At 68.4% G+C, this 14131-nt stretch carries 9 protein-coding genes; 7 read left to right on the top strand and 2 right to left on the bottom strand.

Features of this window, described 5'->3' with window-relative positions; all coding sequences use genetic code 11:
• The first annotated feature begins 127 nt into the window (after nt 1-127).
• Nucleotides 128-1045: a LysR family transcriptional regulator gene (locus OHA55_RS35040; RefSeq protein ID WP_266714299.1), complete on the top strand. Its 918-nt coding sequence runs from the start codon at nt 128-130 to the stop codon at nt 1043-1045.
• Between the two features lie 201 nt (nt 1046-1246).
• Here OHA55_RS35040 and OHA55_RS35035 read toward each other — a convergent pair whose 3' ends face one another.
• Both OHA55_RS35035 and OHA55_RS35030 read right to left on the bottom strand, forming a co-directional pair.
• On the bottom strand, nt 1247-2251 hold the full coding sequence (locus tag OHA55_RS35035; RefSeq protein ID WP_266714516.1) for a LacI family DNA-binding transcriptional regulator: 1005 nt from the start codon (nt 2249-2251) through the stop codon (nt 1247-1249).
• A gap of 111 nt (nt 2252-2362) precedes the next feature.
• A complete protein-coding gene (locus OHA55_RS35030) occupies nt 2363-3376 on the bottom strand; it encodes a LacI family DNA-binding transcriptional regulator (protein ID WP_266714297.1) in 1014 nt (337 codons plus the stop codon).
• A 293-nt stretch (nt 3377-3669) separates the two neighbouring features.
• Here OHA55_RS35030 and OHA55_RS35025 point away from each other — a divergent pair, with 293 nt between their 5' ends.
• The 6 genes from OHA55_RS35025 to OHA55_RS35000 all read left to right on the top strand — a co-directional run bounded on the left by OHA55_RS35025 (nt 3670) and on the right by OHA55_RS35000 (nt 14071).
• Nucleotides 3670-4986 (top strand): ABC transporter substrate-binding protein, encoded by a 1317-nt coding sequence (locus tag OHA55_RS35025; RefSeq protein WP_266714295.1) that lies wholly within the window; start codon nt 3670-3672, stop codon nt 4984-4986.
• 121 nt (nt 4987-5107) lie between these two features.
• A complete protein-coding gene (locus tag OHA55_RS35020) occupies nt 5108-5992 on the top strand; it encodes a carbohydrate ABC transporter permease (RefSeq protein ID WP_266714293.1) in 885 nt (294 codons plus the stop codon).
• A 5-nt stretch (nt 5993-5997) separates the two neighbouring features.
• The gene (locus OHA55_RS35015) at nt 5998-6909 is read left to right on the top strand and encodes a carbohydrate ABC transporter permease (protein WP_266714291.1); all 912 of its coding nucleotides are present in this window, start codon (nt 5998-6000) and stop codon (nt 6907-6909) included.
• Nucleotides 6910-6985: 76 nt separating this feature from the next.
• Nucleotides 6986-9559, top strand: coding sequence for an alpha-L-rhamnosidase (locus tag OHA55_RS35010; protein ID WP_266714289.1), 2574 nt, complete (start codon nt 6986-6988; stop codon nt 9557-9559).
• Nucleotides 9560-10109: 550 nt separating this feature from the next.
• A complete protein-coding gene (locus OHA55_RS35005; protein WP_266714287.1) occupies nt 10110-12545 on the top strand; it encodes a glycoside hydrolase family 3 C-terminal domain-containing protein in 2436 nt (811 codons plus the stop codon).
• Nucleotides 12546-12823: 278 nt separating this feature from the next.
• On the top strand, nt 12824-14071 hold the full coding sequence (locus OHA55_RS35000; RefSeq protein WP_266714285.1) for an ABC transporter substrate-binding protein: 1248 nt from the start codon (nt 12824-12826) through the stop codon (nt 14069-14071).
• Nucleotides 14072-14131 lie beyond the last annotated feature (60 nt).

The raw sequence follows: 14131 nt of genomic DNA, 5'->3' as shown, positions 1-14131 counted from the left end.
GTCCTCCTGATTGCGGTGGCACTAATCTGGACCCGCCACCAGTGATCACGGAAATCGATTCTGTGGATGGTCGGCATCCGTCTGACAAATTGCCGCAGGTCGTCGCCGGACAGCGAGGAAAACCGCCATGAATCTCAGTCGCCTCGACCTCAATCTCGTCGTCGCCCTGCGTGCCCTGCTGGAGGAGCGCAACGTCACCCGGGCCGGGGAGCGCGTCGGCCTCAGTCAGCCCGCCATGAGCGCCGCGCTCTCACGCCTGCGCCGGCACTTCGACGACGACCTGCTCGCCCGCGTCGGCGGCCACTACGAACTCACCGCCCTGGGCCAGGTCCTTCTCGACCGGGCATCCACCGCCTACGACCTGCTGGAACGCCTCTTCGCGAGTCAGGCGCACTTCGATCCGGCCAAGGAGAACCGCGAGTTCAAGCTGGTGGCGTCCGACTACGCCGTGGCCGTCTTCGGCGCCGAGCTCGCCCGGGTCGTGCACCAGGAGGCCCCCGGCATCCGGCTGCGCTTCGCCCAGACGCCGACCACCGTGGTGGACGCCACCGAGACCCTGCTGAGCACCACTGACGGCCTGCTCATGCCACACGGTGTGATCAGCGACTTCCCGGCCACCGACCTCTACCAGGACCGCTGGGTGTTCCTCGTCGCCGAGGACCACCCGAGCGTCGACGACCGGCTGACCCGGGAGGACCTGGCCCGGCTGCCCTGGGTCACCTACCAGCGCACCTACGACGCCCCGGCCGTCCGCCAACTGGGCATGCTGGGTGTCGAACCCCGAGTCGAGGTGTCCGTCGACAGCTTCCAGACCATCCCGCTGCTGGTCGGCGGAACCCGGCGCATCGCCCTGATCCAGGCCCGACTCGCCCGGCTCCTCGCGCCGCTGGCCGCCGTACGCGTGGTCGAACCGCCCTACGAGGCCGTCCCCCTCAGGGAGGCGATGTGGTGGCACCCCGTGCACACCCACGACGCGGCCCACATCTGGCTGCGGGAGACGGCCGCCCGGGTCGGCAGCCGGATGGCCGAGGAGGCGCGGGCGTGAACAGGGTGCGGACCAAGTCCGGCCCACAGAGCCCGGGACCATCCGCCGGCTGGATGGAAGGCATTCGATACATGGATCGTGCCACCGGTGGGCAGCGGGGCGTCCCCGAGGCATCATCGGTCCAGGTCGTGCGCAACCGCGCACCCGCGCCCCCGTAGCCGGTTGTGGTCCGGATACGTTTCCGGCGGCGACCCGGGGGGATCAGCGAGCCGGTACCGCCATGGTCGACCGGCGCACGACGAGTTCCGGCTGAAGGACGATGTGCGCGTGTTCATGAGCAAGACCGTCGGCCGTGTCCTCGATGAGGAGGCGGCCGGCCCGCCGGCCCATCGCGACGGCCGGCCGGCGTACCGAAGTGAGGGGTACGACGGCGGAGGCGGCGAACTCGATGTCGTCGTAGCCCACCACGGCGATGTCCTCGGGGACCTTCAGCCCGGCCTCGTACAGCGCTTGCAGTACGCCGAGAGCCAGCAGGTCGTTGGCGCAGAAGACGGCCGTCGGTCGCTGCGGAAGGCCGAGGATGCGGTGTCCGGCGTCCTTTCCGGCGTCCACGGTGAGTGCGGGGCAGGGGAGTTCGAGCAGGGCGGTGGCCGGCAGGCCGGCCGGGCCGAGGGCGCGCAGCGCGCCTCGACGCCGGTCCCGTACCTGCGGAAGGGTCTCGGGACCGCCGACGTAGACGAGGGACCGGTGGCCCCGGGCGATCAGATGGCGGGCAGCGGCGTGGCCTCCGGCGACGTCGTCGATGCCGACCGAGCAGGCCTCGGCCCATGGTGCGCTCCGGTCGGCGACGACGAAGGGGACCGCGTTGCGGCGGAAGGCCGCGACCGTGCGGTCGGTGCCCTCGCCCGCGGTGATCACCGCACCGCGGACCTGGTGCGAGGTGATCAGCGACAAGTAGCGTGCCGCTTCCGCCGGATCGTGGGCGCCGGTGCAGACCATGACGCCCAGGTCCGCTTCACGGGCGGCCTGCTCCACGCCGGCGGCGAGCGCGGTGAAGAACGGGTTGACGATGTCGAGAACCATCAGGGCGATCACTCGGGAAGCCCATCCCCGCAGCTGCCGCGCGCCCTCGGCACGGACGTAGCCCAGCGAGTCGATCACCTCCAGGACGCGTGTACGGGTGGCATCGGCCACCATCTCTGGCCGGTTGAGGACGTTCGAGACGGTGCCGAGCGAGACACCGGCCTCCCTGGCCACGTCCTTGATGCCGACCCGCGGGCGTGCTCTGCTGTCCCGCCCCGTGTCCCGTGCCTCGGTGCCCGGTGGGCGGAGAGCCGAGGGTGCCGCAGGTGTGGCGGCGGTCGGCCGGTGCACGGCCTACCGGCTCCGTGGCGCGGCGCTGGTGGCGCGCACCACCAGCCGGGGGGTCATGGTGGTCCGCATGGCCCGGTCCCTCCGGCCCTCCACCCGTTCGACGAGCATGCGGGCGGCGGTGGAGCCCATGGTGTAACCGGCCTGGTCGACGCTGGTGAGCTGGACGGGGGCGAGTGCGGCGAGTGCGGTGTTGTTGTAACCGACGAGCGAGAGGTCCTCGGGGATGCGCAGGCCCAGTTCGTGGGCGGCGCGGAAGATGCCCAGGGCGGCGACGTCGGCACCCGCCATGACGGCTGTCGGCCGGTTCGCCGCGGTCAACAGGGTCATCCCCGCCTTGAATCCTCCCTCGTCGGAGTAGGCGGTGTGGTGGACGCGGGCGTGTCCGGTCAGGCCGTGCCGTTCCATGGCCTTCAGATAGCCGTCCCGCAGCACGACTTCGGGTGTGCGCTTCCACTGGTTGGCCTTCGTACCCGCGGCGGAGACCAGGGCGATGTCGCGATGGCCGAGGGCGGCGAGATGGTCGACGACCAGGCCTGCGCCGGTGTCGTCGGCGTCCACGACGGAGTCGTAGGTGTCGTCCGTGTCGTGGTGGCCGATGACCGCGGTCGGAGTCGTCGCAGCCGTGGCCAGGACTTCGGCCCGTGCGGTCCCGGGGGCGATGAGGACCAGCCCGTCCATCTGACGGTCGACCATGGAACGGATGGTCTTCGCCTGGTCCTCCGGGTCGAATCCGGCCGCGCCGATCAGCACGGTGTACTCGGTCTGACGCAGTTCGTCCTGGATGCCGTCGAGGATGTCCGCGAAGAAGGCGTTGCGCACGTTGTCGAGCAGCACGCCGATCGTGTAAGTCCGTCCGCGCATGCCGCGGGCCGCCGCGTGCGGCCGGTAGTCGAGCTCGGTGATGGCCGCCGTGACCTTCTCCCGCATGCTCTCGCTCACGCCGTAGGCGTTGCGCAGCACTTTGGAGACAGCCGCGGTGGAGACGCCGGCATGCCGGGCCACATCGGTGATCGTCACGCGTTTGTTCTGCCTGGCTGCGCCGGCCCGATCCATCGATCTACCTCTGCTCTGTGATGGGTGTCGTGCAACGGTCTACATGGTAGCCCTGGGAAGCTGTCAAGTCCCTCCGTGTCGCCATGCTGTTACCGGGATGTGTCTTGACGGTTCCTGATGTGAAGTGCAAGGTTTTGCCCACTCGACGTAGAGAACGTTTTACAAAACTTCTCCGTGCTGCCGGGCCCTGCCCCGCCCTGGCGCTCTCGCACCACTGCGTCCTGCTCCGTCCTCCTCCATGACCCTGGGAGTTCCCCGTGTCCCTGCGCATGCCCCGTAGCCGTCGTACGCGACTGAGTCTGTTCACCGCCGGCACCGCTTCGCTGGCACTGCTCGCCACAGCCTGCGGCGGCAGCGGGGGCGGCTCCTCCGCCGCACCCGACAACTTCAACTACCTCAGCGTCACGGAGAACACCACCGTGAAGACCGCTCTCACCACGCTGTCGAAGGGCGTGTGCAAGCCGGCGAACGACGCACTGCCGCTCAAGGTGGAAACCGTCCCGCAGGCGAGCCTCGACCAGAAGCTCCAGCTCTTGGCCGGCCAGAACGCACTGCCCGTGCAGTTCGCCGCCGGCAACGCCCCCGCCCTCACCCAGCAGCTCGCGAAGTCCGGCAAGGTCGCTGACCTGGAGCCGAAGCTCAAGGAGCTCGGCGTCCTGGACCAGCTGGAGCCCGCCGCCGTCTCGACGATCAAGGCCCTGTACGGCGGGAAGCTGGAGGTACTGCCGTACGAGTACAACATCGAGGGGATCTTCTACAACAAGAAAATCTTCGCCGACAACGGCCTGGCCGTGCCCGGCACGTGGGACGAACTGGTGTCCGCGGCCGCGAAGCTGGAGGCGAAGGACGTCCAGCCCTTCTCCGCCTCCGGCCAGCAGGGATGGCCGCTGACTCGCCTGATCAGCGACTACCTCTTCCGCAGCCTCGGCCCCGACGCGCTGCGGAAGGTCGCGGACGGTCAGGCCAAGCTGACCGACCCGGAGTACGTGAAGGCCGCCGACGAAGTCGCCGCGCTCGGCAAGAAGGGGTACTTCGGCAAGGGTGTCGGCTCCATCGACTACGACACCGCGATGAACCAGTTCCTCAGCGGCAAGGCGGCCATGTTCTACATGGGCAGCTGGGCGCTGGCGAACATCTCCGATGCCGCGCAGAACAAGGTCGGCGCCGAGAACGTCGGCTTCATGCCCTTCCCGGCCGTCGCCGGAGGCAAGGGCTCGGTCGACCAGTACCCGTCCAACGTCGGCCTCGGCATCACCCTGGCCGCGAAGTCCTTCGACAAGAAGACCGGCGCCTGGGTCTCCTGCATCACCGAGAACTACGGCGCCACGGCACTGAAGGACCACGGGACCATCACCGGCTTCAAGGTGAACACCGAGGTGAAGGACGCCAACGCGGTCACCACCCAGGTCCGCGACACCGTCAGCTCCTCCCGGCAGAACGTGCTGTGGTTCGAGGCCCTGTTCAGCACCAAGGCCACCACCATCAGCCAGACCAACGCCGCGAGCCTGGTCTCGGGGAGCATGAGCCCCCAGCAGTTCATGCAGACCGTCCAGGACGCACTCGCCGCCCAGTGACCTCCCCGGGGCGGCCCGCCCGCCTTCTCGCACGATCGTGCGCGAGCCGCCCCGGGCCCGGCGGCCCAGCCGCCCCGCACCGCCGCAGGCCCCGCCAACGGAAACGAGACGGACACCATCCATGCACCGCGTACTCGGTGACCGCAGGGCGATCGCGCTCCTGCTCGGTCCCGCTCTCCTCGTCTACTCGCTGATCATGCTCGTCCCCATGGTGTGGTCGCTCGGCTACTCCTTCACCAAGGGCAACACCATCGACGGCTTCACCGGCAACGGTGTCGCCAACTTCTCGCGCCTCTTCGACGATCCGGCGGTGCGGGACGCGCTCTGGTTCACCTTGAAATACGCCGTGGTCGTCACGGCCGGTCAAGTCGTCGCCGGCTATCTCCTGGCCCTGCTCTACGTGTTTTTCCTCAGGCGGGCCTCGGCGCTCATCCGCACCCTGGTCTTCTTCCCCGTCGTCCTGCCCACCGTCGCCGTCGGCCTGCTGTTCCAGAAGTTCTTCCAGGTCGCGCCCCAGACCGGCCCGGTCAACTCGCTGCTCAACGCGGTCGGCATCGACTCGATCGACTTCTTCGGCAGCTCGGGCAGCGCCTTCTGGGTCCTGGTCGCCATGGACATCTGGCGGTCCATGGGCTTCTACGCCGTGCTGCTCTTCGCCGGCCTGGTCGACATCCCCGACGAAGTCCTCGAATCAGCCCGCCTCGACGGGGCGACCGGACTCAGGCTCGTGCGCCACATCGTGCTTCCGCTGTCCCTGCCGGTCCTGATGTCCTCGCTGATCTTCAGCATCAACGGAACGCTCAAAGCCTTCGACTCGATCGTCGCCCTCACCAACGGCGGCCCGGGCAACGGCACCACCCCGCTGACCCTGTACATGTTCCAGACGTCGTTCACCTACAGCGACTACGGCTACGGCAGCACCATCGCCCTGCTGCTGACCGTCGTGAGCCTGCTGGTGAGCCTGGTCGTCTACCGCGTCTCGCGCCGCGACCTCACGGAGGGCTGAGACCCATGGCCACCATCGACACACACCCGAAGACGACCCCCGCGAGAACGTCCGCCCGCACCCCCGACCGGGCCCGACGGCCCCGGACCGGCCGTCGGGGGAGCCGCCTGTGGGTCAAGATCGTCGTCGCACTTCTGCTGGTCGTCGAGGTCTATCCGCTGATATGGATGTTCCTCACCTCGCTGAAGTCCAACGACGACTACCTGAACAACTCCACCTGGAGCCTGCCCACTTCCTGGGAGTGGGGCAACTACGGCGAAGCGTGGAACACCGGCCACATCGGCCTGTACGTCCAGAACAGCCTGCTCGCCGTCGTCCCCGCCCTCGCCCTGATGCTGCTGCTGGGCACCGCCGCCGGCTTCGCCCTCCAGATCATGGTCTGGAAGGGCCGCAGCCTCACCCTGCTCGTCTTCCTCGCGGGCATGATGATCCCGCCGCAGATGATCCTGCTGCCCCTGTTCACCGTGTACTTCCAGACCGGCCTGTCCGGCACGCTGTGGCCGCTGATCCTCACCTACACCGGCACCGGCCTTCCGCTGACCGTCTTCATGATGGCCACCTACTACCGCACGGTCCCGCGCGAGCTGTTCGAGGCGGCCACCGTCGACGGTTCCGGCATACTGCGCGCCTTCTGGACCATCAGCGTCCCCCTGGTCCGCAACGCCCTCCTCACCGTCGGCCTGGTGCAGTTCTTCTTCATCTGGAACGACCTGCTCATAGCCCTCACCTTCACCAACGACCAGGACCTGCGCACCATCCAGGTCGGGCTGCTCAACTTCACCGGCGACTTCGGCGCCACCCAGTACGGCCCCCTCTTCGCCGCCATCTGCATCAACGTCTTCGGCACCCTCCTGATCTACCTCTTCCTCAACCAGAAGGTCATGAAGGGCCTCACCTCGGGAGCGGTCAAGGGCTGACAACCCGCCCGCCACCACGCTCGCTCCCGCACGTGCAAGAAAGGTCCTCCCTTTGCTCCCCCCTCAGCCCTCCCCGGTGTCCTTCGAACATCTGCCGGACGGACTCGGCATCGGAGTCGCCGCCCCCGGGCTCACCTGGACGCTGCCGCCGGGATCCGGCCGACAGCAGGCATACGAACTGGAAGTCGACCGCTCCGGTGCCGTCCGTCGCACCGGGCGTGTCGACGCCGACACCCACGTACTCGCGCCCTGGCCGGGTGAGCCGCTGGCCTCCCGGGAACGCGCGCTCGTCCGGGTCCGCGTCTGGACCCCGGACGCCACGGAGCCATCGGGATGGAGCGATCCGCGGACCGTCGAAGCCGGCCTGCTGGCGCCCACCGACTGGCAGGCGGTGCCCGTAGGCGCCGGATGGGACGAGGACCCGGAGGCCGAGCGCCGCCCGGCGCGGGTCCGCAAGGACTTCCGACTCGACCGCCCCGTGGCCCACGCCCGCCTGTACGTCACCGCCCACGGCCTGTACGAGGCGGAGATCAACGGCCGCCGCGTCGGGGACGAGACACTGGCCCCGGGTTGGACCGTCTACCCGCACCGGCTGCGCTACCGCACCCACGACGTCACCGACCACCTCACCGAGGGCGCCAACACCATCGGGGCCTGGCTCGGCGACGGCTGGTACCGCGGCAAGTACGGCTTCGACGGCGGCACCCGCAACATCTACGGCACCGACCAAGCGCTCATCGCCCAACTCGAAGTGGTGCACGACGACGGCTCCGCCACCGTCATCGCCACGGACGGAACCTGGCACGCCGCTCCCGGCCCGATCCTGACCAGCGGCCTCTACGAGGGCGAGATCTTCGACGCCCGGCTCCACGACGCGCACTGGTGCACACCTTCGCCCCTGCGTACCGCCTCCGACATGTGGAGCCCCGTCCGGACGGGCCGCCGTGACCCCGCGACGCTGGTCGCCCCGATGGGACCACCGGTCCGCTGCACCCAGGAGATCGCCCCGGTCGCCATCACCCCCACCGAGGGCGGGCACCTCCTCGACTTCGGTCAGAACCTCGTGGGCCGCCTCCGCGTCACCGTCGACGGGCCGGCCGGCACGACCATCGTCCTGCGGCACGCCGAAGTACTGGAGAACGGCGCACTGGCAACCCGACCGCTGCGCGAGGCGTACGCCACCGACACCCTGATCCTCTCCGGCGACGGACCGCTCACCTGGGAACCGCGCTTCACCCTGCACGGCTTCCGCTACGCCGAAGTGAACGGCTGGCCGGGCGAGTTGAACGCCGACATGGTCAAGGCGCGAGTCCACCACACGGACATGCACCGCACCGGCTGGTTCGAGTGCAGCGATCCCCTGGTCAACCGACTGCACGAGAACGTCCTCTGGAGCATGCGCGGCAACTTCGTCGACATACCCACCGACTGTCCTCAGCGCGACGAACGCCTCGGCTGGACCGGCGACATACAGGTCTTCGCACCCACCGCGAGCTTCCTCTACGACTGCGCCGGCATGCTCGACTCCTGGCTCACCGACGTCGGCCTGGAACAACTCCCCGACGGCACCGTCCCCTGGTACGTGCCCGTCATACCCGGCGCTCCCATGTGGACGCCGATCCACCCCGGGGCGGCCTGGGGAGACGCCGCCGTACTCACCCCCTGGACCCTCCACCAGCGCTTCGGCGACATCGGTCTTCTCCGGCGCCACTACCCCATGGCCCAGAAGTGGGTCGACCTGGTGGAGCGACTGGCCGGCCCGACGCGCCTGTGGGACACCGGCTTCCAGTTGGGCGACTGGCTGGACCCCGCCGCACCGCCGGACGACCCGGCCGCCGGTGTCACCGACCGCTACCTCGTCGCGACGGCCTACTACGCCCACTCCACCCGTCATCTCGGACGTGCAGCGGCCGAGCTGGGGAAGACCGCGGATTCAGACCAATACACCGCCCTGGCCGCCGAGGTGACGGAAGCCTTCCGTCACCGGTACGTCCTGCCGACCGGCCGCATGACGAGCGACAGTCCCACCGCCTACGCCCTGGCAATCGCCTTCGACCTGCTCACCCCCGAACAGCGTCGGAACGCGGGGGACCGGCTCGCCGAACTCGTCCTCGCGGACGACGCCCGTATAGCCACCGGCTTCGTCGGCACCCCACTGATCTGCGACGCACTCACCGACACCGGCCACCTGGACGTCGCCTACCAGTTGCTGCTCCAGACCGAGTGCCCCTCATGGCTGTACACCGTGACCCAGGGCGCGACCACGATCTGGGAGCGCTGGGACAGCCTGCGCACCGACGGCAGCCTCAACCCGGGCGGGATGACCTCCTTCAACCACTACGCTCTCGGCGCCGTCGCGGACTGGCTGCACCGGGTCGTCGGCGGCATCACCGCCACGGGTCCCGGTTACCGGGAAATCGCCTTCCGGCCGCGGCCCGGAGGAGGCGTCACCTGGGCCCGCACCCGCCACGAGACCCCGTACGGAACCGCGGCCCTTTCCTGGGAACTGACCGACTCGGGTCTGACCGCCCGCTGCACCGTACCCGAAGGAACCCGCGCCGTCGCCGAGTTGCCCGGATGCCCACCCGTTCCCATCGGCCCGGGAGAGCACGTCCTCGAAACCGCCGCAATCGCCGGAGAAACCGCCTGAACGAAACGTATTTACCAACCCTGGACTGCCCGGCGCGACCGCTTCTGCGCCGGGCAGTCCAGGCGTTTTCGGGCCCTGTTCATGAGTCCTGCATAAATATCGTGGATGCCTGTGATCCAGCAAGACAATGAAGGGAGATGCCAAGGCGGATTCCATTGAAATTTTCAAGCCGTTTCAATCCAGAGAGACCTCGTATCCGCTGGTCAGCGACTTATCCGAAGAAGTCTCGTCGGAAGGTTGACCCGAAGGTGAACAGGCAATAGCTTTCCGTCTGTTGGGCAAGACGCTTCACGAGTCGGCGCCGAGATGTGCGAAATCTACTGCCGTGGGACGCGGCAGGGATGTCTCGAAAGAAGCGGAAAAGAAGATGCATGTGCATGCGTGCGACGCATGAATTCATGCTGTTCTCGCCAGCCGGGGGCCACTCGAGATCCTGACATCCTGAGTGGCCCTCATTTTCCCGTGACGGAATATAGAGCAGCCGTCCATAGGTATCCGGAGAGCCGCTGTGAACAGAAGACAATTTCTCTCTGCCGCCACCCTCACCGCGTTGGCCGCTGCCATGGTCCCGGTCATGGGCGGCCAGGCCGCAGGCGTGACGGACTCCGCCGCGCAAGAAAGGGCCGACGCCCTGCTGACCAGGATGACGGCGGCAGAGAAGGAGGCCCTCGTACGCTGCGACTTCGCGGCCGTTGCCCACCTGGGCATCCCCGCCCTGACCATGGTCGACGCGTCCGCCGGCCTCCGAGGGGAAAAGGGGGTGACGGCCTTTCCCGTCCCCGTCGCTCAGGCGGCGACCTTCGACGAGGATCTCGTCGGTCGCATCGGAGAAGCGATCGGTGCCGAGGGCAGGGGCAAGGGCTACAACAACGTACTGGGCCCGACCGTCGATGTGACGCGTACCTGGCACTCCGGACGCCAGTCCGAGGGCATGGGAGAAGACCCCCTGCTCGCCGGTCGGCTGGGCGCAGCTGCCACGGTCGGCTTGCAGAGCCGGCAGGTGGTCGCCACCGTGAAGCACTTCGCCGCCTACACGCAGGAGACCAACCGGTTCTTCACCGACACCAAGGTGTCCGACCGTGCCCTGCACGAGATCTACGAGGCGCCTTTCCGCCACGTGGTCGCCGCCGCACCGACCACGTCGGTGATGATGGCCTACCCGAGGGTCAACGGCGTCTTCGCGACGCAGAACCCTGCCCTGTTCAACGATCTCAAGACGGGTCTCGGCCTCCAGGGGTACACGGTGCCGGACTTCTGGGCCGGCGACGACCAGGTCGCAGCCGCCCGGGCGGGCATGGACCTCGCCGGACTCGGCACCGGCGCGGTGACGGTTCCCGAGGGCGGCCTTACGGGAGGGGCGATCCCGGCCGCGCGGCTCGACGACGCCGCACGACGCATCCTCGTCACGATGTTCGCCAACGGCCTCTTCGACAGCCCCGTCCCTGTTCCTGCCGCAGATGTCAGTACACAGGCCCACCGGGACCTCGCCCACGAGGCCGCGATCTCCTCCGCGGTCCTCCTCGCCAACCGTTCCTCGGCCCTTCCGCTGACCGCCTCGGTGAAGTCACTGGCCGTCATCGGCCCCGGCGACACCGACGCCCTGACCGGAGTCGGCGGATCCAGCTACGTCGATCCCGGAACCTGGACGACCCCTCTCCAGGCCATCCGTGACCGCGCCGGAAGCGCCGTCACGGTCACCCATGCGCAGGGCACCAAGGGCGACCTTCCCCTGGCCACGGTCCCCTCGACCGTGTTGCGCGACAACGCGGGCAAGCCCGGCCTTACCGCGTCCTACTTCGCGGGCGCCGACCCCAGCGGGGCTCCGGTGCTGACGAGGACCGACGCGGGGGTCGACTTCACCACCACCCCCGCTCCGAATCTGCCCGCCGTCTGGTCAGTGAAGTGGACAGGCACCCTCATACCGACCACCACCGGCCTTCACCGCTTCTCCCTGCTGCCCGCCGGTACAGCCACGCTGAAGATCAATGGGGCCACGGTGGTCTCCGGCACCCGCCAGATGCGACGTTTCTTCCTCGGACCGTTCGACTACCCGCTCCAAGGGACCGCCCAGCTCACCGCGGGCCGCGCTGTGAGCATCGAACTGACCTATTCCAACGCCACCGCCGAAACCGGCACCTGCGGCTTGACCCTGGGCTGGCAGCCCGACTCGCTCATCCCCACAGCCGTCACGGCGGCACGAGCGGCCGACGCCGCCGTCGTCTTCGTCAACCGGATCGCCGGCGAGGCCATGGACCACGCACAACTCGACCTGCCGGGCGACCAGAACCAGCTCGTCAGCGCCGTGGCAGCCGCGAACCCCCGCACGATCGTCGTCCTCAATACCGACGGCCCCGTGGCCACACCCTGGCTGAACGAGGTGGAAGCCGTCATACAGCTCTGGTACGGGGGCCGAGGCATGGGTACCGCCCTCGCCGCCGTCCTCTTCGGCGACAGCGACCCCTCCGGCCGCCTTCCCGTCACCTTCCCCACCGACGCGACCCAGGGACCCGGCACCACCGGCGCAACCTACCCGGGCACGAACGGCACGGTCACCTACGACGAAGGCATCTCCGTCGGGTACCGCTACTACGACGCCGCAGGTCAGCAACCACGCTTCGCCTTCGGCCACGGCCTCTCCTACACATCCTTCGCCCACGGATCCCTGGAAGTCGCCTACGACCGCGCGAACAGACACGTCACCCTCTCCGTGACTGTCACCAACTCAGGGCCGCGCAAGGGCACGGAAGTCGTCCAGATCTACGCCACGCTGCCGGGGGCGGCGGCAGCGGAGCCCCGCCGCCTGGTCGCCTTCCGCAAGGTCACGCTCGACGCAGCGGGTTCCCGACGGCTGACCTTCACCATCCCGCAGGAGGACCTGTCCGTCTGGCAGTCGAGCGGCTGGACCCTTGGCCCGGGCCTGTACACCTTTGCCACGGCAAGCTCGTCCCGCCACCTGACAGCACAGCGAAGCGTGACCGTCGGCTGACCTCGCCCGACTCCAATGCCTGGAACGGCCCCGCACGGAAGCCCCCCGGCCTCCCTCCGTGCCCAGTCACCGAACAGGGCTTCGCACGACCTCCACGAGAGCGTGCGAGCCGTGGGGCGCGGGACGCGTATCATCCCGCGCCCCGTCCGCCGTGTCCTTTCCCCGCCGATGCCCCCACCCGCACCGCTCACCCTTCCTTTTTCTCCTCCTTCGATCCGACCACGGCACGGAGCATTCCCATGTCCTCAGCACCACGAAGCCCAGCCGCACGACGCGCTGTGCATCGCCGTACCGCGGCGGTCGTCGCCGCCCTCATCGGCCCGCTGTCCGCGTGCGGCGGCGACGTCGGTGCGGACAACGACACCCTGCGGATCACCGCCAACGTCACCGACCGCGTTTCCATGGACGCGGTGGTCGCGGCCTTCGGCCGGCTCAATCCGGATACCAAGGTGTCCGTGACCTATGCCGAAACGGACCAGCTCCAACAGAACCTCCCCGCCCAACTCGCTTCGGAAGACGGCCCCGACGTCTTCACGGTATGGCCCGGCAACGGGAACCCGGCCTCCGTGAAGCGCCTGCAGGCGGAGGGTCGGCTCTACGACCTCAGTGCACGCCGGTTCGCCGTGGACCTTCCCGAAGACGCCGCCTCAGTCGTCCAGGTCGGCTACCACACCTTCGCCGTACCAGCCAACTACAGCGGCATCGGAGTCATTTACTCCAAGGAAGCCCTCGCCGCGATCGGCGCCGAAACACCGAAGACCTGGGACGAGTTGATCGGTCTGTGCCGGCTCGCGCGGGCGAAAGGAACCACCATGCTGGCGCTGGGTAACGAGACCCCCTGGGTCACCCAACTGGTCGGCTACGCCCTCGTCGCGACCACCGTGTACGCAACTACCCCGGACTTCGACCAGAAAATGCAGGATGGGGAGGCGACCTTTGCGGCCTCCGGCTGGGAAACAGCCCTTGAGAAATACCTGACGATGAACGACGACGGCTGCTTCTCCGAGGATCCCCTGGGAACCACGTACGAGGACACCATCGCCGACGTGGCGGAGAACCGAGCCGTCGGCGTCGTGCAGGTCGCAAGCAGCCTGACCGAGATCCAAGCGGCCTCTCCTGGACTCGAGCTGGGCATCTTCGTCCTGCCGGCCGGGAACACGCCTGCACGCACCCGCATGCCGGCCGCCATCTCCGCGGCCTACGGCCTGAATGCGAAAGGCAAGCGCATGAAGGCCGCGCTGGCGTTCGCGGACTTCCTCGGATCAGCAGCGGGGCAAAATGCCTACAACCGTGCAGGGGCGACCTTGCCGGCCATCCCGAACGACGACTTCGACGTCAAACCCGCGCTCGCTGCGACAGCGGAGCAACAACGGGCCGGGAAGACCGTGCCGTTCATGGACCAGCTCTGGCCCCACCCCGGCGTCCAGACGGAGCTCTTCGCGCAGATGAAACTGCTGTTCGCCGGCCGCACCACGGTGGAGGCCGCGCTGCACGCCCTGGACCGCGCGTACACCTCTGAATCTTGAAGACCGATTCGGTTGATCCGCCACGACCGCGCTCGTCATGTCTAGCTTTAACCTCGATCT

It is taken from the genome of Streptomyces sp. NBC_00102 (genome assembly GCF_026343115.1).
GTDB lineage: Bacteria > Actinomycetota > Actinomycetes > Streptomycetales > Streptomycetaceae > Streptomyces.
This window is presented reverse-complemented; position numbering and strand designations above follow the sequence as displayed.